Origin of the sequence: Corynebacterium frankenforstense DSM 45800, from assembly GCF_001941485.1 — a bacterium.
In the GTDB taxonomy this organism is placed as follows: domain Bacteria; phylum Actinomycetota; class Actinomycetes; order Mycobacteriales; family Mycobacteriaceae; genus Corynebacterium; species Corynebacterium frankenforstense.
This window is the reverse complement of sequence record NZ_CP009247.1, coordinates 2,311,552-2,336,745: the sequence shown is the minus strand read 5'-3', so window position 1 is coordinate 2,336,745 and position 25,194 is coordinate 2,311,552. Positions and strand designations below refer to the sequence as shown.

Annotated in this window: 19 protein-coding genes and 2 pseudogenes; 17 read left to right on the top strand and 4 right to left on the bottom strand. The window is 72.0% G+C overall.

Features of this window, described 5'->3' with window-relative positions:
• The first annotated feature begins 51 nt into the window (after positions 1–51).
• On the top strand, positions 52–951 hold the full coding sequence (gene ppk2 / locus CFRA_RS10200; RefSeq protein WP_075664561.1) for a polyphosphate kinase 2: 900 nt from the start codon (positions 52–54) through the stop codon (positions 949–951).
• Positions 952–1,077: 126 nt separating this feature from the next.
• On the opposite strand, the gene CFRA_RS10195 is transcribed toward ppk2, so the two are convergent.
• Both CFRA_RS10195 and CFRA_RS10190 read right to left on the bottom strand, forming a co-directional pair.
• Positions 1,078–1,551, bottom strand: a complete 474-nt coding sequence (locus tag CFRA_RS10195) for a MarR family winged helix-turn-helix transcriptional regulator (protein WP_075664560.1) — start codon at positions 1,549–1,551, stop codon at positions 1,078–1,080.
• A gap of 118 nt (positions 1,552–1,669) precedes the next feature.
• Complete coding sequence (locus CFRA_RS10190; protein ID WP_075664559.1) at positions 1,670–2,146, bottom strand: inorganic diphosphatase; 477 nt, start codon at positions 2,144–2,146, stop codon at positions 1,670–1,672.
• 108 nt (positions 2,147–2,254) lie between these two features.
• Between CFRA_RS10190 and dacB the strand changes: the two genes are divergently transcribed.
• The 15 genes and pseudogenes from dacB (at position 2,255) to CFRA_RS11990 (ending at position 19,968) form a co-directional block, all read left to right on the top strand.
• Positions 2,255–3,559, top strand: coding sequence for a D-alanyl-D-alanine carboxypeptidase/D-alanyl-D-alanine endopeptidase (gene dacB / locus CFRA_RS10185; protein ID WP_075664558.1), 1,305 nt, complete (start codon positions 2,255–2,257; stop codon positions 3,557–3,559).
• Between the two features lie 4 nt (positions 3,560–3,563).
• Entirely contained in the window at positions 3,564–4,580 is a 1,017-nt protein-coding gene (gene tilS, locus CFRA_RS10180; protein ID WP_075664557.1) for a tRNA lysidine(34) synthetase TilS, read from the top strand.
• Between the two features lie 171 nt (positions 4,581–4,751).
• Positions 4,752–5,336 (top strand): hypoxanthine phosphoribosyltransferase, encoded by a 585-nt coding sequence (hpt, locus tag CFRA_RS10175; RefSeq protein WP_075664556.1) that lies wholly within the window; start codon positions 4,752–4,754, stop codon positions 5,334–5,336.
• 150 nt (positions 5,337–5,486) lie between these two features.
• The gene (gene ftsH / locus CFRA_RS10170; protein WP_083666961.1) at positions 5,487–8,177 is read left to right on the top strand and encodes an ATP-dependent zinc metalloprotease FtsH; all 2,691 of its coding nucleotides are present in this window, start codon (positions 5,487–5,489) and stop codon (positions 8,175–8,177) included.
• Positions 8,178–8,186: 9 nt separating this feature from the next.
• Positions 8,187–8,777 (top strand): GTP cyclohydrolase I FolE, encoded by a 591-nt coding sequence (gene folE / locus CFRA_RS10165; RefSeq protein WP_075665011.1) that lies wholly within the window; start codon positions 8,187–8,189, stop codon positions 8,775–8,777.
• 188 nt (positions 8,778–8,965) lie between these two features.
• A complete protein-coding gene (gene folP / locus CFRA_RS10160) occupies positions 8,966–9,850 on the top strand; it encodes a dihydropteroate synthase (RefSeq protein WP_075664555.1) in 885 nt (294 codons plus the stop codon).
• A gap of 100 nt (positions 9,851–9,950) precedes the next feature.
• Positions 9,951–10,313, top strand: a pseudogene (gene folB / locus CFRA_RS10155) (dihydroneopterin aldolase); the annotation flags it as partial.
• A gap of 143 nt (positions 10,314–10,456) precedes the next feature.
• Positions 10,457–10,936 (top strand): annotated as a pseudogene (gene folK, locus CFRA_RS10150) (2-amino-4-hydroxy-6-hydroxymethyldihydropteridine diphosphokinase); the annotation flags it as partial.
• A 98-nt stretch (positions 10,937–11,034) separates the two neighbouring features.
• On the top strand, positions 11,035–11,499 hold the full coding sequence (locus tag CFRA_RS10145) for a DUF3180 domain-containing protein (protein WP_075664553.1): 465 nt from the start codon (positions 11,035–11,037) through the stop codon (positions 11,497–11,499).
• Positions 11,500–11,558: 59 nt separating this feature from the next.
• On the top strand, positions 11,559–13,232 hold the full coding sequence (locus CFRA_RS10140; protein WP_075664552.1) for a DUF6779 domain-containing protein: 1,674 nt from the start codon (positions 11,559–11,561) through the stop codon (positions 13,230–13,232).
• Positions 13,232–14,077, top strand: coding sequence for a 6PGD fold domain-containing protein (locus tag CFRA_RS10135; protein ID WP_075664551.1), 846 nt, complete (start codon positions 13,232–13,234; stop codon positions 14,075–14,077). The genes CFRA_RS10140 and CFRA_RS10135 overlap by 1 nt, the downstream gene beginning before the upstream one ends.
• A 9-nt stretch (positions 14,078–14,086) precedes the next feature.
• Positions 14,087–14,950, top strand: coding sequence for a pantoate--beta-alanine ligase (locus tag CFRA_RS10130; RefSeq protein WP_075664550.1), 864 nt, complete (start codon positions 14,087–14,089; stop codon positions 14,948–14,950).
• A gap of 154 nt (positions 14,951–15,104) precedes the next feature.
• Positions 15,105–16,694 carry a lysine--tRNA ligase gene (lysS, locus tag CFRA_RS10125; RefSeq protein WP_075664549.1) on the top strand — a complete coding sequence of 530 codons (1,590 nt, stop codon included), beginning with the start codon at positions 15,105–15,107 and terminating at the stop codon, positions 16,692–16,694.
• Positions 16,695–17,198: 504 nt separating this feature from the next.
• The gene (locus tag CFRA_RS10120; protein ID WP_169842186.1) at positions 17,199–19,547 is read left to right on the top strand and encodes a YhgE/Pip domain-containing protein; all 2,349 of its coding nucleotides are present in this window, start codon (positions 17,199–17,201) and stop codon (positions 19,545–19,547) included.
• Between the two features lie 298 nt (positions 19,548–19,845).
• Entirely contained in the window at positions 19,846–19,968 is a 123-nt protein-coding gene (locus tag CFRA_RS11990) for a hypothetical protein (RefSeq protein ID WP_281247441.1), read from the top strand.
• Between the two features lie 78 nt (positions 19,969–20,046).
• On the opposite strand, the gene CFRA_RS10115 is transcribed toward CFRA_RS11990, so the two are convergent.
• A complete protein-coding gene (locus CFRA_RS10115; RefSeq protein WP_075664547.1) occupies positions 20,047–20,862 on the bottom strand; it encodes an arylamine N-acetyltransferase family protein in 816 nt (271 codons plus the stop codon).
• Positions 20,856–21,890, bottom strand: coding sequence for an amidohydrolase family protein (locus CFRA_RS10110; RefSeq protein WP_075664546.1), 1,035 nt, complete (start codon positions 21,888–21,890; stop codon positions 20,856–20,858). The genes CFRA_RS10115 and CFRA_RS10110 overlap by 7 nt, the downstream gene beginning before the upstream one ends.
• A 451-nt stretch (positions 21,891–22,341) precedes the next feature.
• Here CFRA_RS10110 and CFRA_RS10105 point away from each other — a divergent pair, with 451 nt between their 5' ends.
• Positions 22,342–25,140 carry an ATP-dependent Clp protease ATP-binding subunit gene (locus CFRA_RS10105; protein WP_075664545.1) on the top strand — a complete coding sequence of 933 codons (2,799 nt, stop codon included), beginning with the start codon at positions 22,342–22,344 and terminating at the stop codon, positions 25,138–25,140.
• Positions 25,141–25,194 lie beyond the last annotated feature (54 nt).

The window sequence follows — 25,194 nt, the reverse complement described above, 5'->3', positions numbered from 1 at the left end:
TCCTGAGCTTGCTGTCAGGCAGAACCACCGCATACGGGTAGAATGATTCACATGGCTGAGCACAGTGACGACGATCTGCCGATCATCGACCTCACGAAGACCGAAGGCTACGTGGTCGATGACTCGGACGAGGACGATCCGGCCCTCATCCGCCCGGACGGCACCCCGGTGCAGACCTGGCGTGAGAACTACCCGTACGACGAGCGCATGTCCCGTGACGAGTACGAGCACGTCAAGCGCGCCCTGCAGATCGAGCTGCTGAAGTGGCAGAACTGGACCAAGGACACCGGCCAGAAGCACATCATCCTCTTCGAGGGCCGCGACGCCGCCGGCAAGGGCGGCACCATCAAGCGCTTCAACGAGCATCTCAACCCCCGTGGCGCCCGCACCGTCGCCCTGGAGAAGCCCAGCCCGCGTGAGTCGACCTCCTGGTACTTCCAGCGCTACATCGAGCACTTCCCCTCGGCCGGCGAGATCGTCTTCTTCGACCGCTCCTGGTACAACCGTTCCGGCGTCGAGCGCGTGATGGGCTTCTGCACCGAGTCCCAGCACGCCGAGTTCCTCCGCGAGGTCCCGATGCTGGAGAACATGATCCTCGGCTCCGGCATCTCGCTGACCAAGTTCTGGTTCTCCGTGACCCAGAAGGAGCAGCGCACCCGCTTCGCCATCCGCCAGGTCGACCCCGTGCGTCAGTGGAAGCTCTCGCCGATGGACCTCGCCAGCCTGGACAAGTGGGACGACTACACCCGGGCCAAGGAGGAGCAGTTCCGCTACACGGACACCGACGAGTCGCCCTGGATCACGATCAAGTCCAACGACAAGAAGCGTGCCCGCATCAACGCGATGCGCTACATCCTCAGCAAGTTCGAGTATTCGGACAAGGACCACGAGCTCGTCGGCGAGCCCGACCCGAACATCGTGATGCGCGGCCGCGACCAGATCGGCGACTGATCCGCTGAGACCGGCCGCACCCGCGCCGCGGGTGTGGCCGCCACCGTCGCGAAGCAGCCGAAAGCCGGGCGCGGACCTCTCAAGGTCCGCGCCCGGCTTCTTCTCTGCCTGGCCTGCCGCCTGAGCCTACTGCGCGGGGGTGTCCTCGGCGATGATCGCGCGGGCCAGCTTGCGCAGGTGCTTGAGCTGCTTGGAGGTCGACTCGTCGAGTGCGGCGTCCTCGCCCTCGGCGATGAGCTCGGCGAGCTTGTTGTGGGCCTTGCGGCCCTTCTTCGTGGCCGTGACCAGCTGGCGGCGCCGGTCCTGCGGGTCGCGGGTGCGCCCGGCCCAGTTCTTCTCCTCGAGCCGGTCGATGATGCGCACCACGTCGGAGGGGTCGATGAGCAGCGTGGCGGCCAGGCGGGACTGGTTCTCGCCGTCGCCGCCGACCTCGACCAGGCAGGCGAGCACCCAGAACTCGCGCAGCGTGGTGTCCTCCTCGGCCAGGCGGGACTCCACCTCGTCGCGGGTGCGGCGTCGCAGGCGTTCGAGCTGGAAGGACGGGGAGCTCAAGAGCTCCGCGGGCAGGGGCAGCGGATCGGCGGCGCGCTTTTCGGACATACCCCGAATCTACCGTGTTTTCCGTGCTGACAAGGCAGAACCCGCCGTCGGTGACGAGATTGTGGTCACGTCACGCACGGCGGGCAGGGCCGGAGGGGCCTGTTTCAGGCCGGCGGGCCTACTTCTTGGCGCGCTCCACGGCCTCGGCCAGGATCTTCTCGGCCTCGGCCTTGTCGCCCCAGCCGGAACCCTGGACCTCCTTGTTGGGCTCCAGGTCCTTGTAGTGGACGAAGAAGTGCTCGATCTCGTCCTTGACGTTCTGCGCGACATCGTCGATGTCCTGGTAGCCCTCGTAGCGGACGTCGTCGATGACGCAGAGCAGCTTGTCGTCGCCGCCGGCCTCGTCGGTCATCTTGAACACGCCGACCGGGCGGGCCTCGACCACCACACCGGGGAAGACGGGCTCGGGCAGGATCACGAGGGCGTCCAGCGGGTCGCCGTCCTCGCCGAGGGTGCCGTCGATGAAGCCGTAGTCGGCCGGGTACGCCATCGGGGTGAACAGGTAGCGGTCCAGGTAGACCTTGCCGCTCTCGTGGTCGACCTCGTACTTGTTGCGCGAACCCTTCGGGATCTCGACGGTGACTTCGACGCTCATGCCAGTTGGTCCTTTCTCGGTTGACTTTCCCGTCATCCTACCCGCCCGCGGAGCCACGCCCGGGGTCGCGGGCGGTGGCCGACTCATGCGGGCGGTACGGTGAACCGCGTGAAGTCACAGAAGGCATGGTGGATCACGGCGGCCGCGGCCACCGCCATCCTCGTCGGCGGCGTGGCCGCGGCGGGCGTGGCCTACGACCGCGCCTACGGCGACCTCGAGCACGAGCCGGCCTTCGAGCTGGCCGAGCCGGAGGAGCTCATGGAGCCCGTCGACCCGGTCGCCCTCGACCAGGCCGCCCGCGACCGGCTCGCCGCCGGTCTGCAGGGCGTGGCCGGGGACGCCGAGCTCGGCCGCTTCGGCGCGATCGTCACCGACGCGGCCAGCGGCGAGACCGTCTGGTCGGTCGAGCCGGACACCGCGCTGCGCCCGGCCTCCTCGACCAAGGTGCTCACCGCCGCGGCGGCCGTCGCCGAGCTCGGCGCCGAGGACCGCATCACCACCGCCGTCTACCGGGGTGACAACCCCGGTCAGATCGTGCTGAAGGCCACCGGCGACGTGTGGCTGAACGCCGACTCCCTCGACGAGCTGGCCGCCGCCGTGCGCGCGTCCGGCACCCCGGTCGAGGAGGTCGCCGTGGACGTCAGCGCCTGGTCCGGCGAGCGCATCCTGGCCGGCTGGGACCCCGTCGACGTCGACGCCGGCTTCGTCGCGCCGCTGGACCCGGTGATGATCAACGGCGCGCGCATCGACGCCACCGAGGGCGACGTGCCGCGCAGCCACACCCCGGCCGCCGACGTCGCCGCCGCCCTGGCCGCCCGCCTCGACGCCCAGCCCGCCGCGGAGCCGACGGCCGCGACCGTCCCCGCGGGCGCCGAGAAGATCGCCGAGGTCGACTCGCCCACGCTGGGCGAGCGCATCGACGCGATGATGCTCGACTCCGACAACGTCATGGCCGAGGCCATCGGCCGCGAGGTGGCGCTGGCCCGCGGCGAGACCGGCGACGCCGCCGGCGCGACCAAGGCGACCCTCGACGTGCTCGCCGAGCGCGGCTTCGACACCACCGGCACCGACATCCACGACAACTCCGGGCTCTCGGTGGACAACCGCATCACCCCGCGCCTGCTCGACCAGGTCCTGCACTACGCGGCCACCGACACCGAGCTGCGCCCGCTGCTGACGGCCCTGCCCGTCGGCGGCGCCTCCGGCACGCTGGCCGAACGCTACGGCGACCTGCCCGGGCGCGGCTGGGTGCGCGCCAAGACCGGAACCCTGGACCAGACCTCGGCCCTGGCCGGCGTGGTGACCAGCGAGAACGGCCACCAGTTCACCTTCGCGTTCATCTCCAACGACGTCGACGTCCTCGCCGCCCGCGCGGGCGCGGACCGCCTGGCGTCCCTGCTGCGCGAGGCCTGAGCCGGTGCCCCGCGCCCTCGGCGAGGTGCCCCTGCCGCACGACCCGCCCGCCTTCGGCCGCCTGCGCGTGGCCGTGCGTCGGCACCTGCGCACCCACCCGATTGCCGACGTCGCGCGTGCGACGTCCCGAGTCGGCTCACCGTCGCGGGCTGAGCCTGCGAAGCCCGCGGCGTGCGGGCTGTCGGGTGGACCCGACTCGACCGCGCTGCTCGCCGCGCTGCTGGCCGAGGGCCTCGCCATGGAGGCCGTCGTCGTCGACCACGGCCTGCAGGCCGGCTCCGCCGAGGTCGCTGAGTGCGCCGCCGCCACCGCCCGCCGCCTGGGGGCCACCGCCCGCGTGGTGCGCGTCGACGCCCGCGCCGGCGCCGGGCCCGGGGGAGCGGGCACCGAGGCCGCCGCCCGCGACGCCCGCTACCGGGCGCTGGCACGGGCCTCGGCCGGGCGGGTCTGCTTCATCGCCCACACCCGCGAGGACCAGGCCGAGACCTACCTGCTCGGCGCCCTGCGCGGAAACCCCGCCGGCATGCCCGAGCGCGGCCCCGACCCCGCCGACCCCGCCCACGAGCTGCGCCGCCCGCTGCTGGGCGTCGCGCGCGCCGACACCGCCGCCGCCTGCGCGGAGCTCGGCCTGGAGCCGTGGACCGACCCGCAGAACAGCGACCCCGCCTTCCGCCGGGTGCGCGTGCGCGCCGAGGTCCTGCCGCTGCTCGACGACCTGGTCGGCGGGGCGGCCGCAGGCCCGCTGGCCGCCGCGGCCGCCCGCGTCGCCGCGGACTCCGCCGCACTCGAGGAGTGGGCACGCGGCGTCGACGCCACCGACGTCGCCGCCCTGGCGGCGGTGCCGGCGGCCGTGCGCACGCGCGCACTCGCACACCTGGTACGGAACCGCGGCGGGCGGGTCACCGCGGCGTCGTTAAGCGACCTGGCCCGCCTGATCACCGACTGGCACGGGCAGGGCCCCGTCGATCTCGGCGGCGGGTTGCGCCTGGCACGGCGCGCCGGGCGCATCACGGAGGTCTGAGCCCCGGGGGTGGCACCACCCGGTCATTGTGGCCGTCAGCGCGGGCGTGGCAGACTGTGCGGTGCACGGACCCGGGGAAGCGCCGGTGCCGGCCCGCCGCGGGCGGGTGAGCAGGGCGCGGCGGCCCCGGGCCACCCACACACCGCGAACCCCAGGCCGAAAGCGAGCGACATGCACGACAAGAAAGACTACGACGTCCCCGAGAACCCCTACGGAGACGACGTCGAGGCCGTCCTCGTCCACGAGGACGAGCTCGCCGCGCGCGTCCAGGAGATGGCCGACGCCGTCTCCGAGCGCTACCGCGACAGCGAGCAGGACCTCCTGCTGGTCGGCGTGCTCAAGGGTGCGGTGTTCTTCATGACCGACTTCGCCCGCGCGCTGAGCATCCCCTCCGAGATGGAGTTCATGGCCGTCAGCTCCTACGGCTCCTCGACCACCTCCTCGGGCGTGGTGCGCATCCTCAAGGACCTCGACCGCGACATCGCCGGGCGCGACGTCCTCATCGTCGAGGACATCATCGACTCCGGCCTGACGCTGTCCTGGCTGATCCGCAACCTGCGCCACCGCAACCCGAACTCCCTGAACGTCGTCAGCCTCTTCCGCAAGCCCGAGGCCCAGACCGCCCAGGTCGACCTGCTCGACGTCGGCTTCGACCTGCCCAACGAGTTCGTCGTCGGCTACGGCCTCGACTACGCCGAGCACTACCGCGACCTGCCCTGGCTGGGCACCCTGAGCCGCAGCGTCTACGAGGACTGACGCCACCGCGAACGCGTCCGGTGCGCGAGCGGGTATCGTTGCTCTGTCCGAGGCCGTGGACGCGACAACCGCGGCCTTCCACCCCGTCGCCGCCGTGCGGGAGGAACCCGTGCGGCCGCGACCCCCTGCGACCCCGCGAAGAATGACCACATGAAAAACAAGCGCATCCTGCAGATCGGCGTCATCGCTGCCGTCGTCCTCGTGCTCTTCTACGTCTTCTCCCTGCTCACAGACGACACCAGGGGATTCCAGAAGGTCGAGACCTCGGTCGCGATGAAGCAGCTCGCCGACAACAACGTCGCCGAGGCCCAGATCGACGACCGCGAACAGCGCCTGCGGCTCAAGCTCAAGGAGCCGGTCAACGTCGAGGAACGCGAGGGCGTCGAGGAGATGCTCACGCAGTACCCCGCGCGCACCAGCCCCGAGATCTTCAAGGCCGTCGAGTCTTCCGAGACCGAGAAGTTCGACACCGAGGTCAGCCAGGACAGCTTCCTGGTCAGCATGCTGCAGTTCCTGCTGCCGATGCTGCTGCTCTTCGGCCTGCTGATGTTCTTCCTGGTGCGCATGCAGTCCGGCGGCATGTTCGGCTTCGGCTCCAACAAGGCCAAGCAGCTGACCAAGGACATGCCCACCAACACCTTCGCCGACGTCGCCGGCGCCGACGACGCGCTCGACGAGCTGCAGGAGATCAAGGACTTCCTGCAGGACCCGTCGGTCTACGAGAACCTCGGCGCGAAGATCCCGCGCGGCGTGCTGCTCTACGGCCCGCCCGGCACCGGCAAGACCCTGATGGCCCGGGCCGTCGCCGGCGAGGCCGGGGTGCCCTTCTACTCGATCTCCGGCTCCGACTTCGTCGAGATGTTCGTCGGCGTGGGCGCCTCGCGCGTGCGCGACCTGTTCAAGCAGGCCCGCGAGAACAGCCCCTGCATCATCTTCATCGACGAGATCGACGCCGTGGGTCGCCAGCGCGGCGCCGGCATGGGCGGCGGCCACGACGAGCGCGAGCAGACCCTCAACCAGCTGCTCGTCGAGATGGACGGCTTCGGCGACCGCGAGGGCGTCATCCTCATGGCCGCGACCAACCGCCCCGACATCCTCGACCCGGCGCTGCTGCGCCCGGGCCGCTTCGACCGCCAGATCCCGGTGAGCAACCCGGACCTGGCCGGCCGCGCCCAGATCCTCAAGGTCCACGCCGAGGGCAAGCCCTTCGCCCCCGACGCCGACCTCGACGCGCTGGCCAAGCGCACCGCCGGCATGTCCGGCGCCGACCTGGCCAACGTGCTCAACGAGGCCGCGCTGCTGACCGCCCGCATCGGCGGCAACGTCATCACCGCCGACGCGCTCGAGGAGGCCACCGACCGCGTGATCGGGGGCCCGCGCCGCAGCTCCAAGGTCATCTCCGAGAAGGAGAAGAAGGTCACCGCCTACCACGAGGGCGGCCACACCCTGTCCGCCTGGGCGCTCAAGGACATCGAGCGCGTCTACAAGGTGACCATCCTCGCCCGCGGCAACACCGGCGGCCACGCCATGACCGCCGCCGAGGACGACAAGGGCATGTACAACCGCGACGAGCTCTTCGCCCGCCTCGTCTTCGCCATGGGCGGCCGTTCCGCCGAGGAGCTCGTCTTCGGCGAGCCGACCACCGGCGCCTCCGCCGACATCGAGCAGGCCACCAAGATCGCCCGCGCGATGGTCACCGAGTACGGCATGTCGCCCAACCTCGGTACCGTCAAGTACGGCGAGGAGCAGGGCGACCCGTTCGTCGGCCGCGGCGGCGGCAACCAGCTCGACTACTCGCCGGAGGTGGCCGCGCGCATCGACGAGGAGGTCCACGGGCTGATCGACCGCGCCCACGAGGCCAGCTACGCGATCCTCGCCGAGCACCGCGACTACCTCGACCGCCTGGCCGGGAAGCTCCTGGAGAAGGAGACCCTGCGTCGGCCGGATCTGGAGAGCATCTTCGCCGGCATCGAGCCGCGCGCCGCCGAGGACGTCTTCCCCGGCGAGGACCTGCGCTTCCCGCGCCAGGCCGGCCGCGAGCCCGTCAAGACCCCGGTGGAGCTGGCCCGCGAGCGCGGCGAGGAGCCGCCGAAGCGCTTCAGCATCCTCGAGGCCTCCCGCGCGGCACGCGCCCGCCGCGAGGCCGAGCGCGCCCGCCGCGAGCAGGTGCCCGCCCCGCACAGCGGCCACGGCTCCGGCCACGGCCCGGGCCAGGGCGGCAGCCAGGCCCCGCTGCCCGGCAACGCCGGGCAGGGCGGCGGCTGGAGCTCCGACGCCGCCGGCGAGGGCCCGCGCTACGCGGGCACCCCGCCGCCGGCCGACTGGCACGCCCCGGGCTGGCCGCCGCGCGGCCAGGGCAACCAGGGCCACCAGGGCGCGCCGGGCAACCAGGGTGCGCAGGGCGCCCGGCCCGCTCCGGCGCCCGCCCCGCAGGGCGGCGACACCTGGGGCCGACCGGCGAACCCGGCCGGCCCGGCCGCGGGCCGCGACGCCACGCGCGGCACCGGAGACGGTGCCGGCACCGGCGTGGGCGAGCGGCGGGACGTCGTCAAGCACGACGACACCAAGGACACGGGTGCGCACCCGGTCGCGCACCCCGGCTCCGCGGAGGAGCACCCCGGCGTGAAGTACTACGGCGACGGCGACGACGCCCTCATCGGCTTCCGCCTGCCCGAGCGCGAGCGCCCCGACGCGCCCTCCGAGAAGCTCACCGACGACTGGGGCCCCCGCTCCGCGCGCCCGGACGGCGACGCGGGCGGCCGGCACGCCAAGCCTGAGGCCCCCGGAGACTCCGGGGGCACCGCCGACGGCACCGCCGGCACCGACGGGAAGGACCAGTAAGTGACAGACATCGAAGGCACCGCCGAGAGCGGGCGCCACTTCGACCAGGAGCGCGCCGAGGCCGCGGTGCGCGAACTGCTCATCGCGGTCGGCGAGGACCCCGACCGCGAGGGCCTGCGCGAGACGCCCGCCCGCGTGGCGCGCGCCTACAAGGAGACCCTCGCCGGGCTCTTCTGCGACCCGGCCGACGTGCTCGAGAAGGTCTTCAACGAGGGCCACCAGGAGCTCGTGCTCGTGCGCGACATCCCGGTCTACTCCACCTGCGAGCACCACCTGCTGCCCTTCCTGGGCAAGGCGCACGTGGGCTACATCCCGTCGGTGGACGGCAAGGTCACGGGCCTGAGCAAGCTGGCCCGCCTGGTCGACATGTACGCCAAGCGCCCGCAGGTCCAGGAGCGGCTGACCTCCCAGGTCGCCGACGCCCTGGTCGAGCGGCTGCACGCGCAGTCGGTCATCGTGGTCATCGAGTGCGAGCACCTGTGCATGGCCATGCGCGGCATCCGCAAGCCGGGTGCTGTGACCACCACCTCCGCCGTGCGCGGCGGCTTCCAGCGCAACTCCGCCTCGCGCGCCGAGGCGCTCAGCCTGATCCGCGGCTAGGCGCCCCGCGCCGGGGTGCGGTGGCCGGCCCGCGCCCGGGTGCCGTCGTCGGCCCGCGCCGGGGTGCGGTGGCCGCCCCGCGCAGGGGAGCGGCGCCACGGCAGGTCGGTCGCTGGGCGTGCGCCCCGCGCCGCCTAGGCTCGGAGGGCGAAGACGTCCGGCCTTTGCGAAAGGAACCCCCAGACCCCATGGTCCGTGTCTCCGACCTCACCGTCCCCGACCGCTGCCTCGTGATGGGCATCGTCAACGTCACGGAGGACTCGTTCTCCGACGGCGGGCGCTACCTCGACCCGCAGGCCGCCCTCGACCAGGCCCACCGCCTGGTCGCCGAGGGCGCCGACATGATCGACGTCGGCGGTGAGTCCACCCGCCCCGGCGCCCACCGCGTGCCCGCGGACGTCGAGCGCGACCGCGTCGCCCCGGTGATCAAGGCGCTTTCCGAGGAGGGCATCCGCACCTCCGTGGACACCATGCGCGCCTCGACCGCCCGGGCCGCCGCCGAGGCCGGCGTGGACATGATCAACGACGTCTCCGGCGGCCTGGCCGACCCGGACATGTTCGCCGTGATGGCCGAGACCGACCTGCCGGTGTGCCTGATGCACTGGAAGACCGTCCAGTTCGGCGACGCCGCCGGGCAGGCCGACCACGGCGGCGACGTGGTCGCCGACGTGCACGCCACGCTCGCCCGCCTGGTGGACAAGGCGCTGGCCGCCGGCGTCGACCACGACAACATCGTGCTCGACCCGGGCCTCGGCTTCGCCAAGTCCGCCGAGGACAACTGGGCGCTGCTCGGCGCGCTGCCCGAGTTCATCGACGGCGAGTTCCCGCTGCTCGTCGGCGCCAGCCGCAAGCGCTTCCTCACCGGCGTGCGCGCCGACCGGGGCCTGGCCCACACCCCGCTGGACGCCGACCCGGCCACCGCCGCCGTCACGGCGATCTCCGCGCAGTTGGGCGCCTGGGGCGTGCGCGTCCACGACGTCGTCGTCTCGCGCGACGCCGTCGACGTCGCCGCCAACTGGCACGCCCGCCGCCCCGTCGCCGGTGGCCTGAAGCTGCCCGACGCCCGCGCCTGAGTCTGGCGCGCACCGGCCGCCCGGGTGCGCCGGGGCGCCGGGGCGCCGGGACAAGGCAAGATCTGAGGCAAGGAAAGACCGAGACCAGGAAGGACCCGCAATGGCCGACCGCATCGAACTGACCGGGCTGCGTGTGCGCGGCCGCCACGGCGTGCTGCCCGAGGAGCGCCGCCTGGGCCAGGACTTCATCGTCGACCTCGTCTGCTGGCTGGACCTCACGGCCGCCTCGGAGAGCGACGACCTCAACGACACCGTCAACTACGCGGAGCTCGCCCAGATCGCCCACGACGTCGTCACCGGCGAGCCGCTCGACCTCATCGAGGCCGTCGCCGGGCGCATCGCCTCGGCGGCCATGGAGCGCTTCGCCGAGCTGCACGCCGTCGAGGTCACCGTGCACAAGCCGGCCGCGCCGATCCCGCTGACGTTTGACGACGTCGCGGTGGTCGCCCGCCGCTCCCGCAAGGCCCACGGCGCCGCGCTGCGCGCGGCGCCGGCGCGCGCGACGTCGGCAAGCACGCAGGCGCGCGGGACGTCGGCAAGCACGCAGGTAGGCGGGACGTCGGCAAAGGGCCAGGAAGGCACGCCGTCGGGGGAGGCGCGCCGATGATCCGCGCGGTGCTCTCCATCGGCTCGAACATGGACGATCGCCTGGCGCTCTTGCGCACGGTGCCCGCCGCCATCCGCGCGAGCGGGGACATCCGGCTGGTCGCCGCCTCCTCGATCTACTCGACCGCGCCGTGGGGCGTGGAGGACCAGGACGAGTTCCTCAACGCCACCCTCGTCGTCGAGACCACCCGCAGCCCCGGCGAACTGCTCGCCTTCGGCCAGGGGCTCGAGGCCGACGCCGAGCGCGTGCGGGTGCGCCGTTGGGGCCCGCGCACCCTGGACGTCGACATCGTGCAGGTCATCCGCGACGGCGCCGAGGTGCGCTCCGACGACCCCGTGCTCACCCTGCCGCACCCGCACGCCTTCCACCGGGCCTTCGTGCTCGTGCCCTGGCTCGAGATCGAGCCGGACGCCGAGCTGGCGGGGCGCGCGGTGCGTGGGTGGGTCGGCGAGCTCGACGCCGCCGAGGTCGACGGGGTGCACCGGCGCGGGGCGCTGGAGGAGGGCGCCGGCTCGGACGCGGACGGCGCGGACGCCACGGGCTCGGACGCGGCCGGCGCGGACGGCGGTGAGCGCCCGTGAAACGCACCTCGATCCCCGCGCTGATCGCCGTCGGCGGCTTCATCGCCGCGATGACGCTCATCGCCACCTGGCGCTTCTACGGCTCCATGGCCTCGGTGCCCGTGGCCGTCTCCATCACGCTGTGGGTGATGGCCGTCGTCTGCCTGGTCATCGCGGTCAAGGTGCGCGCCCGGCGCAAGGACGGGCGCATCGGCCAGGACCGCTCGCAGCTCAACCCGATCACCGCCGCGCAGTTCCTGGTCATCGGCAAGGCCTCGGCGTGGACCGGTGCGGTCATCGGCGGGCTCTATGCGGGCATGGCCGCCTGGGTCATCCCGCGCGCGGGCGACCTGGTGGCCGCCGCCTCCGACATCCCCGGCGTGGTCGCCAGCGCGCTCGGCGGGGTGGTGCTCTCGGGCGCCGGGGTCTTCCTCGAGCGCTCCTGCGAGGTACCCCCGCCCGCCGACGGCGAGCCCGCCTAGGGCCGCCGCGGGGCGAGTCGCCCCGGGAAGCCACCGGCGCATTCGGTAGGTTGGAATGCATGACCCGCCCGAACGCCCACGAAGACACGGAGTACTCGCCCGCCGGATCGGCCGGGCGATGGGGCACCCCGGGGCCGGACACCGGCTCCGCTGCCACCCACGGACCCGCCGCCGCGGACACCGCGCGCATCAACCGGGTGCGTGACGACGCCGTGTCCGACGACGCCCGCGGTCCCGGCCGCCGTGGCCGTGCGGACGCCGCAGGTGAGCGGGCGGATGCGACGGGCGCGGAGACACGCGGCGCCGAATCCGGCGTCGGCTCCGACTCCGGCCTCGGTTCCGGTTCCGGCTCCGGCTCCGGCTCGGGGGAGGGCGGCGCCAGCAACTGGCTGCTCATCGCCCTGGTCGCCCTGGCGCTGATCGCCAGCGTCGTGATGCTCCTGACCGACAGCAGTGTGGCGCTGCGCCTGGCGCTCCTGGCCGCCCTGTGGGCCGCCGTGATCGGCTTCTTCCTCGTGGTGCGCTACCGCCGCGCCGCCGAGACCGCCCGCAAGGAGCTCGAGTACACCCAGAACCTGCGCGAGGCCGAGCAGGCCCGCAGCGCCGCCGAGGCCGACGCCGTGCGCGCCCGCGGCGGTGCCCCCGCGCCGGCCAAGGAGGTCAACCTCCGCGAGGAGGACATGCAGCTGCTCGCGGAGATCCGCGACAGCCTCGCCGAGCTGCGCCAGCAGATCGAGGATCTGCGCGGCCAGGCCTTCGAGTACGAGCCCGCCGCCCTGCGCGCCCAGGCCTGGCGCCTGCAGGAGCTGGAGACCCGCGCCCAGGACTCCGGCTTCGGCCCCTGGGGCTCGGGTGCCACCACCTCGGCCGCCGAGACCCAGCACCGCGAGAAGGCCGGCCACGTCTCCGGCGCCCCGTCCGTCGACGCGGTCGCCGGGCGCCTCGGCGCCGAGGACGGCCAGCCCGCCGGCACCCCGTCGATCTCCCCGGAGCTCGCCGAGCTGCTGCGCGAGGACGACGACACCGCCTCCACCTCCCGTGCGAGCGCGCGCCCGGCGCAGGCCAAGCCGGCCGAGCAGCCCACGGTGCAGCAGGCGCAGGTGAAGCCGTCCCAGCAGCAGACCCGGTCCCAGACCCGGCAGCAGGCCGAGCCCGCGCAGGCCCGGCAGCAGGCCGAGCCCGCCGCGAAGCAGGCGGACGCCGCTGCCGCCGCCACGTCGACCTCGACCCGCGCCGCGAAGCCGGCGCAGTCCGCGCCGCAGCAGCCCAAGACGCAGTCCACGCAGCCGAAGCAGCAGCCCGCGCCGCAGCAGGCTGCGCAGTCCAAGCCGCAGGCCCAGAAGCCGGCCGCCACGGCCACCACCGAGCCGACCGTGCACGCCGAGCCGACCGTGAAGACCGGCGGAGCCGGCGAGGCCCCGCAGCCCCGCCGCGGCCAGCACCGCGCCCCCGAGACCGACACCGCGGCCCAGTCCGGGCCCGCCCGCAAGGCCGGGCGGGACTCCGCGACCGGGACCGGCGCCGACGCCTGGCGCACCGAGGGCACCGGGCGAGCCGAGAGCACCGACCACGCTGAGCGCACCGACCGCACCGACCGCACCGCCGAGACCCCGGTCGACGAGGCCGCCGGCGGCCACCACGAGGCGCCCGCCGAGCCCCGCGGCCGCCGCCGCGCCGACGAGCGCTCCGGGGCCCTGACCGTCGCCGAGCTGCTGGCCCGGAGGAACAAGTAGTGCCCGGACCCCGCATCCGCATCGGGGTCTACCTCGGGCGCCCGCACCGCGCCTACCACGGCACCTTCGACCGCCTCGCGCGCGCCGGGCACGCCGTGGTCGAGTACACCGACGCCGCGGAGACCGAGGGCTTCGCCGCCGTGATCATCGTCGCCGGCGACCACCACCTCGCCGACGCCGTCGACGACCTCGCCGTGCACGTCCACCGCGGCCAGATCGTGTTGCACACCGCCCTGGCCCACGACGCCACCGCGCTGGACGCCCTCGAGATCGAGGGCGCCGTCGTCGGCGCCCTGCACCCCTTCGGCACCTCGGAGTGGGTGGTCGACTACGTCGACGAGGCCGGCGAGGCCGTCGTCCAGCTGCTCGTCGCCGAACTCGGCGGCAACCCCGTGCGCCTGCCCCTGGCGGCCCGCGCGGACCTGGCGCCGGCCCTGACCTGGGCCACGGCCACCGGGGTGGTGCGCGGCGAGGCCCGCGCGCTGCTCGACGAGGTCCTCGGCGCGCAGGCCGACCGGGTCACCGAGAAGCTGTTCACCGACCCCGCCCCGGACGAGTCGCTGCCGCTGCCGGACGAACTGGACGACCAGCTCGCCCGGCAGCTCGCCGACGGCGGGCGACCCCGGGCCCGCGCCTTCGTCGACCTGGTGCGCCGGGCCGCGGAGCTGCGCGGCGACCACGACGTCGAGCTGTGGGCGCTGCTGCACCCCGGCCCCGCCGGCGGGGCCGCCGACGCCGAGGAACCCGGCGAGCACCACGCCGACGACACCGGAGACGACAACGACGGCGAGAACAACAAGAACGACAAGAACAACAAGAACGACAAGAACGACAGGAACGACTAGGAGGACCAGATGCCTTTCGAGTTCGGCACCGCCGCCGAGGTCGACGCCACGCTGCTCGCCCGCCTCAGCCACGCGATGCGGCGCACCGGCCGCCCCGTGGTGCTCGTGCCCCTGGGCCGCGACGTCCACGGCGGCCACCTCGCCCTGACCGAGGCCGCCCACCGCCTGCGCGGCGCCGTCACCGTCGTCGCAGTCGACGGTGAGGCGGCGCTCGACGCCGAGCCCGGGACGTCGGCAAGCGAAACAGAGACGCCGGACCTGCGCGCCCGGCTCGCCGCCTGCGGCGCCGACGCCGTCTTCCACCTGCCGGCCGACGACCCGGCACTTACCGGGCGCACCCGTGTGCTGCCCGTCGACCGGGGGCTCGAGCCCGTCGGGGAGCGCGGCCGGGAGCTGACCCGCATCCTCGCGCTGCTGGGCGCCAGCCAGGCCACCGACGTCTTTATCGGCGAGAAGGACTATGAGCTGCTCGTCGACGTTCAGCACGCCGTGACCGACCTGCACCTGCCCGTGCACGTGCACGGCTTTCCCACGGTGCGCATGCCCGACGGCCTGGCGCTCTCGTTGCGCAACGCGCAGGTCCCGCCTGAGATGCGCGAGCGCGCCATCGCCCTTTCGGCGGCGCTGACCGCCGGCGCGCACGTCGCCGAGGACGGTGCCGAGGCCGTGCTGGAGACCGCCGGGGCGGTCCTGAAGGCGGCCGGCGTGGAGCCGGAGTACCTCGAGCTGCGCTCCCACCTGCTCGGCGAGCCGCCGGCCGAGGGGGATGCGCGCCTGCTGGTCGCCGCGCGCTTCGGCGAGGTGCGCCTGACCGACAACGTCGGCGTGCCGCTCGGCGTGGGCTTCCGCGGGCTGGCCGAGCAGTCCGGCTAGCCGCCGCGGGCGTCGCGCCGGCCCGCCGCGGGCGTCGCGCCGGCCCGCCGCGGGCGCCGCGCCGGCCCGCCGTGGGCGCGCACGAGGCGTCCCCCGGGCACGCGCGAGAGTCCGGCTGCGAGTCCTGCGGAGCGGTCCACTACGCTGTGGAGACGTGACTGACGCAAAGGACCCCAAGAACGTCGCCGCCGAGGGCGGCTCTGACCTGCCCGAGCAGCAGCGAGTCCGCCGGGAGAAGCGCGCCCGCCTGCTGTCCGAGGGCACCGAGGCCTACCCGGTGGAGGTCGCCCGCACCGGCAGCATCCGCGAGGTGCGCGAGCGCTACCGCGTGCTGGGGGCCGACGAGGAGAAGACCGGCGCCGAGGGCGTCGTCGAGCTCGCCCCCGGCGAGGAGACCGACGAGGTCGTCTCCCTGGTCGGGCGCCTGATGTTCATGCGCAACACCGGCAAGCTGTGCTTCGCCACCCTCCAGGAGGGCGACGGCACCCAGATCCAGGCCATGCTCTCGCTGGCCGAGGTGGGCAAGGACGCCCTCGACGCCTGGAAGGCCGACGCGGACCTCGGCGACTTCATCTCGGTTACCGGCCGCGTGGTCGCCTCCCGCCGCGGTGAGCTCTCCGTGATGGCCACCGCCTGGCAGATGGCGTCCAAGGCGCTGCGCCCGCTGCCGGTCTCCTTCGCCGAGATGGCCGAGGACACCCGCGTGCGCCACCGCTACACCGACCTGATCATGCGCGAGGCCGCCCGCCGGAACGCCCTGACCCGCATCAAGGTCATGCGCGCGCTGCGCGACTACCTCGAGGGCGAGGGCTTCCTCGAGGTCGAGACCCCGATGCTGCAGACCCTGCACGGCGGCGCGGCCGCCCGCCCCTTCGTCACCCACTCCAACGCGCTGGACATCGACCTCTACCTGCGCATCGCCCCGGAGCTCTACCTCAAGCGCTGCGTGGTCGGCGGCATCGAGCGCGTCTTCGAGGTCAACCGCAACTTCCGCAACGAGGGCGTGGACTCCTCGCACTCCCCGGAGTTCGCGATGCTGGAGACCTACCAGGCCTACGGCACCTACGAGACCGGCGCGAAGCTGATCAAGGGCCTGATCCAGTCCGTGGCCCGCGCCGTCTTCGGCACCGAGAAGGTCACCCTGGCCGACGGCACCGAGTACGACTTCGGCGGCGAGTGGAAGGTCCTCGAGATGTACCCCTCGCTCAACGAGGCGCTGGCCCGCAAGTTCCCCGGCCAGCCCGAGGTCACCGTCGACTCCACCGTCGAGGAACTGCGCGAGATCGCCGACGCGATCGGCCTGGAGTGGCCGGAGAACGGCGGCTGGGGCCACGGCAAGTTCGTCGAGGAGATCTGGGAGCACCTGTGCTCCGACCAGCTCTACGAGCCGACCTTCGTCAAGGACTTCCCGGTCGAGACCTCGCCGCTGACCCGCGACCACCGCTCCAAGCCGCGCGTGACCGAGAAGTGGGACCTCTACGTCCGCGGCTTCGAGCTGGCCACCGGCTACTCCGAGCTCGTCGACCCGGTCATTCAGCGCGAGCGCTTCGAGGACCAGGCCCGCCTGGCCGCCGCCGGCGACGACGAGGCGATGCGCCTCGACGAGGACTTCCTGGCCGCCATGGAGCAGGGCATGCCGCCGACCTCCGGCAACGGCATGGGCATCGACCGCCTGCTGATGGCCCTGACCGGCCTGGGCATCCGCGAGACCGTGCTCTTCCCGCTGGTCAAGCCGGAGGCTTAAGCCCCGGTTCCGGTGCCGGCGCCGGCGATGGTGTCGGCGCAGGCGCTTGTGCCGGTGCCGGCGATGGTGTCGGCCCCGCGGGCGCCGTCCGATTGACGACGTCCCGCGGGTTCGACGAGGCGCGCCACCTCCGGGTGGCGCGTTTTTTCGTGCGCTGCGGAAGGGCGGGGGAGTCGTGTTTCTGCCCGCCGGCGCCGGTGTTTTCCGTGGCTTACGGCGAGTGCGCGGCCAAATTTTTTACGCGTCGGGGGTGCGGCGACAGGGGAGGGGGCATCTGCGCTGTTGTTACTGGTGAGGCGCATGTTGCGAACGGCTGTTAGTGGGGAAGCGGCCGCCGGGGAAGGAGGGGCAGGAACAAATATGTTTCCCAAACACATGACATGAGTTATTAGGCATGCGAAGATGTGGCCCACGACATATAGGTGTCGTCCGGGTCGCCCCCGGACGCCACCGGAGTTCACGCAGGCGTCGCCGGAAGGCGGCGCCCTCAACCGAAGGACAACCATGCCGAGCTCAGAAGCGACAGCGACCCGTAGGCAGTGCCGCGGCCTCTTCTCCGCACTCGACTGGCGCCCGAAGACCATGCTGGCGCGCACCCTCATCGTCTTCCTCCTGGTGACGCCCCTGATCGGCGCGATCACCTTCATGTGGGCGATGTGGGACCCCTCCCAGTACCTGCACTCGACCAAGCTGGCCGTCGTCAACGAGGACGACGGCGCCGAGCGTGACGGCGAGCAGAACAACTACGGCGACCAGGTCGTCGAGGGCCTCGCCGCCGCGGACTACCTCGCCTTCGAGGAGGTCAGCCGCGAGGACGCCGACCAGGGCCTGGTCACCGGCGAGTACCTGTTCGTGATGAACATCCCGGAGGACTTCTCCACCAACGTCCTGTCCGTGATGAGCGAGGAACCCGTCCAGCCGACGGTGACCATCGCCTACAACGACTACAACGGCTCCAACCAGGCCCTGCTGACCTCGGGCCTGGTGCCGCAGATCCAGGCGCAGGTCGCCAGCTCCATCGCCGAGGGCTACAGCCAGGAGATCATCGGCGGCATCAACGAGCTCGGCGACGGCCTGCGCGCCGCCGCCGACGGCGCCGGCCAGCTCGACGACGGCGCCACCCAGCTCAAGGACGGCACCACCCAGGCCAAGGACGGCGTGGGCCAGCTCGACGACGGCGCGACCCAGCTCCACGACGGCACCACGCGCCTGACCGACGGCACCACCCGCCTCAAGGACGGCACCACCCAGCTGACCGACGGCATCGGCCAGCTGCAGGGCGGCACGCAGCAGCTCGGCGACGGTGCCGCGCAGATCGACGACGGCGTGGGCCAGCTGACCGGCCTGCTCATCCCGCTGCTTGAGCAGGTCCGGTCCGTGGCACCCGCCCTGCAGCCGGTCATCGACCTGCTGCACGGCGTCGGCCAGCACGAGCAGGCCGCCCAGCTCGAGGGCATCGTCGGCCGCTTCAACGCCAACAACCCCGACAACATGGTCGCCCAGCTGAACAAGCTGAAGAACGGCACCGCCGAGATGCGCTACAACCTCAACGACCCCTCGGCGCCCTACCTCAACGGCATGAACCGCCTGGCCGACGGCATCTACCAGCTCGACGACGGTGCCACGGAGCTCTCCGACGGCGCGACCCAGCTGCACGACGGCACCACGCGCCTGAAGGACGGCACGACCCGCCTGAAGGACGGCTCGGCCCAGCTCGACGACGGCACCACCCGCCTCAAGGACGGCACCGGGGAGCTGAGCACGCGGCTCGAGGAGGGCGCGGGACGCGCCCCGACCTTCGAGAACGTCGACGGCTCGGCCAAGCAGGCCGCCGCCCCGGTCGCCTTCGACGAGACGAACCTGCACCCGGTCACGACCAACATCGACGTCAACGACCCGACGGCCAAGGAGGTCACCAGCGGTATCTCGCTGATCCTTGTCGTGGTCATCGGCTTCCTGATCATGGCGCTGACCGCCATGCTCGTCCCGCACGTGACCGGCCGCTGGTCGCGCTCGCGCTCGGTCGGCCCGGTGCTCAAGGCCTTCGGCGCGCTGAGCCTGATCAACTTCGTCACCGTCTGCGCGATGGGCCTGATCTCGACCTTCATGGGCTGGTCCCCGGCCAGCTGGCTGGCCACCGTCGTGGTCTTCGCCCTGATCGCGATGGCCGGCGCCGCGAGCTACCAGTTCTTCCGCGCGCTGTTCGGCCGCGTGATCGGCGGCATCTTCTCGCTGGGCATGTACGGCTACGGCGTGCTGGTCTTCGGCGGCGTGTGGCCGCAGCCGATCATCCCGCAGCTGTTCCGCTTCTTCCACCCGACCAGCCCGATGACCTACGCCCGCTACGGCTTCATCCGCGCCACCGACGGCCGCTGGGACGCGACCTTCTGGGCTGGCATCGCCGGACTGCTCTTCTTCATCCTGGTGCCGCTGGCTCTGACGATCGTCGTCCGCGTCGCCCGCATCAACGGCTTCGCCCGCGAGCAGGACGAGCTGATGCTGCGCGAGGAGGACGACTTCTACGCCGAGCAGGTCGACGCCCACGAGCGGGAGCGCGAGCGCGTCTCCGTCGGCGCCGGGATTGACGACGCCGCGCATGACGACGTCGCCGGTACGGGCACGGCCGGCCGCCACGCCGAGGGCGGCGGGGCCGGCGGCGCGAGCGCCGCGGGCTTCGGCGACACGGGGGTGACCGGTTCGGGCCGCGACCGTGCGGCCGGGATCGGCGATGCCGCAGACGCCGAGACGACCGGCCGGCTGGACCCGGTCGACGCCCCGGAGAAGGGCGGCGGCGGAAAGCGCCGCAAGGCCGAGCGCGACCGCCTCGGGAGGCTGCTGCGCCGCCGTAAGTGACCAAGATCACCGGCCCTGACAAACCCGCAGGAGACTAACGCAAACGGGTTCAATCCAAAGGTTTCGATTCGCGGCCGCCGTGTCCCACGGCGGCCGCGACGCCGTTGGCGGGGCCGAAAGATCCGGTTTAACCTGTGTCGTCCGCGAAACACCTCGCCACACCCCGGCCGTAGAAGGCCGGGGTTTTTGCACGCGCGGCGGGCCGCGCGGTGCCGGAGATCACGCGCCCGCGCCGCACCGCGCGGCGTCGGCAAGCAACCGCGCACCACCCGAAACCGAGACGGAAAGCAGGACCCGCATGGCGGCGACCGAAGAAAAGCTGGAGGGCCGGCGCGTCTTCGCGCTGCTGGCCGTCCTCGTCATCTCCGCGATGATGATGATCCTCAAGAGACGACCGTCTCGGTCGCCCTGCCCGCCGTGATGGCGGACTTCGGCGTGCCGGCCGCGCGGGCTCACGCGAGCGGCGTGCGCCGGCCACGGTGGGCTCAGCCGCGCGGGCTCAGCCGCGGTGGGCGAAATCCCACAGTTCGGCCGCCTGTCGCGGATCCACTTCGACGCCGAAATGCCTCCGTAACGCGTCGCGCAGGTCCTCCGCGCCGTCGAGCTCCCGGGTTCCCTGTTCGGTCTTGAGCCCGGTGTTGAAGATGGAGCGGGTGCCCTCGCCGCGCAGCACCACGACGAAGTTCTCGGTGAACATCTGCCCTCGCCTGGAAGCCGCATACCAGCAGGCCATGTCCAAGTCCGCCGGTCGGGGATCCCAGTCGCAGATGCCGTAGACGTCCTTGAAGCCCTCGGGATGCTTGTCCGAGACATCGGTGCGCGACTGCAGGATGCGGTCGATTGCGCGCGGGTCGTCGTCGGCGGCAGGCACCACGCGGAAGCCTGCGCGTTCCGCGCCGTCGAGGGGTACCGCCACGGTGGGCGTACCCCCGCCGAAGCCGGGATCGATGATGTAGCGCCCGCCGTCCAGGTGCGCGATATTGGCGCAGTGCGTGGCCGCGCCCGGCTCCTCGCTGCCGCTGAGCAGTACCCGGGCCAGGAAGCGATGGTGCTCCACACCCAGCTCGTCCAGGACCTGGTGGATGATCTCCGCGTGCTCGAAGCAGAAACCGCCGCGCCTCTGGTCCAGCAGCTTGCGGCGCACGGACTCGGGCGCGATGCTGACCCCGCGGCCCAAGGCCACGTCCACGTTGTCGAAGGGGATCGTCCGGGTGTGCCGGTCGACGACCTCGTCGAGGAACTCGACGCCGTGGGCCGCCGAGGCCTCGACGAGCGCGGACGGGCCGGCGATCCGGTCGCGGTAGCTTTCTAGCACTTGTCCTTCTCTCCGTGGCTTTCACGGGTGCACTTCTCCCCGTGGCTTTCACCGGTACGTTCGCCCAGTTTGAACAGGCGCTCCGCGTTCTTCCGCAGAATCTGTTGTTTCTCCTCGTCGCTGAAGCGTGACGTCCGCACGTAGTCGAAGGCGCGGACGTATTTCTCCCTCTGGAAGTACGGGAAATCGGAACCGGCGATCAGCTGCGTCAGGCCGAAGGTCTCCGCGGCGAGGGCCAACGACGGCTCGTGGAAGTTGGCGGCGTCGAAATAGAACCGCCGCAAGGTCTCGTTCGGTGACGCCGGAAACGCGTCCCAGTCCTCGTAGTTGTCCTCGATTCGCTGCGCCAGCATGGGCAGATCGCCGCCCAGATGCGCGACGTGGAACGTGATCTTGGGGAAGCGACGCGGAACATCAGCCTTCAGCAGCTCCAATGTCGCGGTGGCGTCCTCGACCGGTGCGCCGTTGACCCACTCCAGACGGTGGTCGAGCAACCACTGCGAGTTCGCCCCGCACCCGGTCGGGTGAATATTGACCACCATTTCCCGTTCGTCGAGAAAGCTCCAGACCGGGTCGAGGTAGCCCTCCGAGAGATAGGGCCGCCCCGCCGACAAGGCCGGCAGCCCGACGCCGCAGAACCGGCCGGAATCGTCGATCCACTCCAATTCCTCGAGGGCCGCGTCGAGGTGCGGGAGCGGAAGAGCCGCGTAGCAGTGGAAGCGGCCCGGGTAGGCCTCGGCGATGTCGATGTAGCGCTCGTTGATCATGCGTGCGGCGTACGCTGCGTGCTCGGCTTCGGGCAGGGCGGGGCTCTGCGGTGTCACCGCCAGCACCTGGGCCTCGACTCCGGCTCGATCCATCCATTCGAGCCGCGCCTTCATGTCTTCTGCGCCGGAATCGGCACCCATTCCCTTGGCGATCTCGGTGCTGCCTTCCGGGGCCCCGTGTGCGCCGAGGTAATCCAGGTAATCGTCCGGGTATACGTGCGCGTGCGTGTCGATGGCGTCGAGAGCCCGATCGTGCTGCATCGGCTTCGTCCTAACTGTCGGTGTCCGAGACCTTTTCCCGCACGCGAACGCGGCGGGGCGTGCGCGCTGCTGCGGCGAAGACAATTGCGACTGTCCCCAAGACTATGCCGGTCACTGCGAGCAGGTCGAGGGCCGCTGCGTTCGGCCCCGGGCATATCGCCGCGCTCGGCGACGGGGCCGCCGTGGGGTCTCTGTGTCATGCCTGCGGCGCTGGACATGGACATTGCGACAAGGCCGATCCCGGTCCTCGACCGACGTCCCCGGTCGGTACGCCCGGACCCTTCCGCGGGCCCTGTTCGCTAGCGGCGTACAACGCCGCGCGGGCGCTGTCACCTGCACCGACGGGACGTCGGAAAGCATGGGCTGGCAGAGGGGGCGCGAGAGTGCAAGATCCGGTCACGCCCGCGCGTTAGAGTGGATGACACATTTACGGCAGAAGTTTAGGGGCAACATGTTCGAGCGTTTCACCGACCGCGCACGCCGCGTCATCGTCCTCGCGCAGGAAGAGGCGCGGATGCTCAACCACAACTACATCGGCACCGAGCACATCCTGCTCGGCCTCATCCACGAGGGTGAGGGCGTGGCCGCCAAGGCCCTCGAGTCGATGGGGATCTCGCTGGACGACGTCCGCCGCGAGGTCGAGGAGATCATCGGTCACGGCTCCCAGCCGCACACCGGGCACATCCCGTTTACCCCGCGCGCCAAGAAGGTCCTCGAGCTCTCCCTGCGTGAGGGCCTGCAGATGGGCCACAAGTACATCGGCACCGAGTTCCTGCTGCTCGGCCTCATCCGCGAGGGCGAGGGCGTGGCGGCCCAGGTGCTGGTCAAGCTGGGCGCCGACCTGCCGCGCGTGCGCCAGCAGGTCATCCAGCTGCTCTCCGGTTACGAGGGCGGTCAGCAGGGCGGCGGCTCCGGCCAGCAGGGCGGCGGCTCCCCGGGCCTGACGGGCGCCGGCGCGGCCAGCGGCCCCGGCGGGGGCGGCCGCGGCGGGCAGGCCGGCGAGCGCTCCAACTCGCTGGTGCTCGACCAGTTCGGCCGCAACCTGACCCAGGCCGCCAAGGACGGCAAGCTGGACCCGGTCGTGGGGCGCGAGAAGGAGATCGAGCGCGTCATGCAGGTCCTCTCGCGGCGCACCAAGAACAACCCGGTGCTCATCGGCGAGCCCGGCGTGGGCAAGACCGCCGTCGCCGAGGGCCTGGCCCTCGACATCGTCAACGGCAAGGTGCCCGAGACGCTGAAGGACAAGCAGCTCTACTCGCTGGACCTCGGCTCCCTGGTCGCCGGCTCCCGCTACCGCGGTGACTTCGAGGAGCGCCTGAAGAAGGTGCTCAAGGAGATCAACCAGCGCGGCGACATCATCCTGTTCATCGACGAGATCCACACCATCGTCGGCGCCGGCGCCGCCGAGGGCGCGATCGACGCGGCCAGCCTGCTCAAGCCGAAGCTGGCCCGCGGCGAGCTGCAGACCATCGGTGCCACCACGCTGGACGAGTACCGCAAGCACATCGAGAAGGACGCCGCCCTGGAGCGCCGCTTCCAGCCCGTCCAGGTGCCCGAGCCCAGCGTCGAGCTGAGCGTGGAGATCCTCAAGGGCCTGCGCGACCGCTACGAGGCGCACCACCGCGTCTCCATCACCGACGGGGCGCTGGAGGCCGCCGCCCGGCTCTCGGACCGCTACATCAACGACCGCTACCTGCCGGACAAGGCCGTCGACCTCATCGACGAGGCCGGTGCCCGCATGCGCATCCGGCACATGACCGCCCCGGAGTCCATCCGCAAGGTCGACGAGCAGATCGCCGAGGTGCGCCGCGAGAAGGAGGCGGCCATCGACGCGCAGGACTTCGAGAAGGCCGCCGGCCTGCGCGACAACGAGCGCACCCTTACCGAGGAGCGCTCCGAGAAGGAGAAGCAGTGGCGCTCGGGCGACCTCGAGGAGATCGCCGAGGTCGGTGAGGAGCAGATCGCCGAGGTGCTCGGCTCCTGGACCGGCATCCCGGTGTTCAAGCTGACCGAGAAGGAGTCCTCCCGCCTGCTGCACATGGAGGACGAGCTGCACAAGCGCATCATCGGCCAGGACGAGGCGGTCAAGACCGTCTCCCGGGCGATCCGCCGCACCCGTGCCGGCCTGAAGGACCCCAAGCGCCCCTCGGGCTCGTTCATCTTCGCCGGCCCCTCCGGCGTGGGCAAGACCGAGCTGTCGAAGGCGCTCGCCGAGTTCCTCTTCGGCGAGGAGGACGCCCTGATCCAGATCGACATGGGCGAGTTCCACGACCGCTTCACCGCGTCCCGCCTCTTCGGCGCTCCCCCCGGATACGTCGGTTACGAGGAGGGCGGCCAGCTCACCGAGAAGGTCCGCCGCAAGCCGTTCTCCGTGGTCCTCTTCGACGAGATCGAGAAGGCCCACAAGGAGATCTACAACACCCTGCTGCAGGTCCTCGAGGAGGGCCGGCTCACCGACGGTCAGGGCCGCGTGGTCGACTTCAAGAACACGGTGCTCATCTTCACCTCGAACCTGGGCACCCAGGACATCTCGAAGCCGGTCGGAATGGGCTTCTCCGGCGAGACCGAGGACGACGACACCGCCCGCTACGAGCGGATGAAGCAGAAGGTCAACGACGAGCTGAAGAAGCACTTCCGCCCCGAGTTCCTCAACCGCATCGACGACACGGTCATCTTCCACCAGCTGACCCGCGAGCAGATCGTGCAGATGGTCGAGCTGCTCATCGGGCGCGTCGAGAAGGCCCTCGAGGAGAAGGACATGGGCATCGAGCTGTCCGAGAAGGCCAAGAACCTGCTCGCCCAGCGCGGCTTCGACCCGGTCCTGGGTGCCCGCCCGCTGCGCCGCACCATCCAGCGCGAGGTCGAGGACGCGATGAGCGAGAAGATCCTCTTCGGCGAGCTCGGCGCCGGCGAGATCGTGTACGTCGACGTCGAGGGCTGGGACGGCGAGTCGAAGGACACCGACAAGGCGACCTTCACCTTCACCCCGCACCCGAAGCCGCTGCCCGAGGAGCACTTCGGTGACATGGCCGTCGAGACCGCCGAGGCGGTCAAGGACGTCGAGGACGCCGCCGACGGCGACGTGCCCGAGGCCGACACCGTCAGCGACGAGGAGCTGGACAAGCTGCGCGAGTCGGGCGAGCGCCTGCCCGAGACCCCCGAGCCCGGCCGCCTGACCGGCGATGAGGGCGACAAGGGCGATGAGGGCGACGGCCCCGCCGGCGGCGCGCAGCCGCAGCGCGAGCAGTAGTTCGCTTCCCGACGCCGCGGGGGTGCGCGTGAGCGCGCCCCGCGCCCGCGCTTG

What these genes read in the sequence shown, in the direction of transcription:
- ppk2 (WP_075664561.1), top strand. Translation starts at nt 52, where the DNA reads ATGGCTGAGCACAGTGACGACGATCTGCCGATCATCGACCTCACGAAG.
- CFRA_RS10195 (WP_075664560.1), bottom strand. Translation starts at nt 1,551, where the DNA reads ATGTCCGAAAAGCGCGCCGCCGATCCGCTGCCCCTGCCCGCGGAGCTC.
- CFRA_RS10190 (WP_075664559.1), bottom strand. Translation starts at nt 2,146, where the DNA reads ATGAGCGTCGAAGTCACCGTCGAGATCCCGAAGGGTTCGCGCAACAAG.
- hpt (WP_075664556.1), top strand. Translation starts at nt 4,752, where the DNA reads ATGCACGACAAGAAAGACTACGACGTCCCCGAGAACCCCTACGGAGAC.
- ftsH (WP_083666961.1), top strand. Translation starts at nt 5,487, where the DNA reads ATGAAAAACAAGCGCATCCTGCAGATCGGCGTCATCGCTGCCGTCGTC.
- folP (WP_075664555.1), top strand. Translation starts at nt 8,966, where the DNA reads ATGGTCCGTGTCTCCGACCTCACCGTCCCCGACCGCTGCCTCGTGATG.
- CFRA_RS10140 (WP_075664552.1), top strand. Translation starts at nt 11,559, where the DNA reads ATGACCCGCCCGAACGCCCACGAAGACACGGAGTACTCGCCCGCCGGA.
- CFRA_RS10130 (WP_075664550.1), top strand. Translation starts at nt 14,087, where the DNA reads ATGCCTTTCGAGTTCGGCACCGCCGCCGAGGTCGACGCCACGCTGCTC.
- CFRA_RS10120 (WP_169842186.1), top strand. Translation starts at nt 17,199, where the DNA reads ATGCCGAGCTCAGAAGCGACAGCGACCCGTAGGCAGTGCCGCGGCCTC.
- CFRA_RS11990 (WP_281247441.1), top strand. Translation starts at nt 19,846, where the DNA reads ATGGCGGCGACCGAAGAAAAGCTGGAGGGCCGGCGCGTCTTCGCGCTG.
- CFRA_RS10110 (WP_075664546.1), bottom strand. Translation starts at nt 21,890, where the DNA reads ATGCAGCACGATCGGGCTCTCGACGCCATCGACACGCACGCGCACGTA.
- CFRA_RS10105 (WP_075664545.1), top strand. Translation starts at nt 22,342, where the DNA reads ATGTTCGAGCGTTTCACCGACCGCGCACGCCGCGTCATCGTCCTCGCG.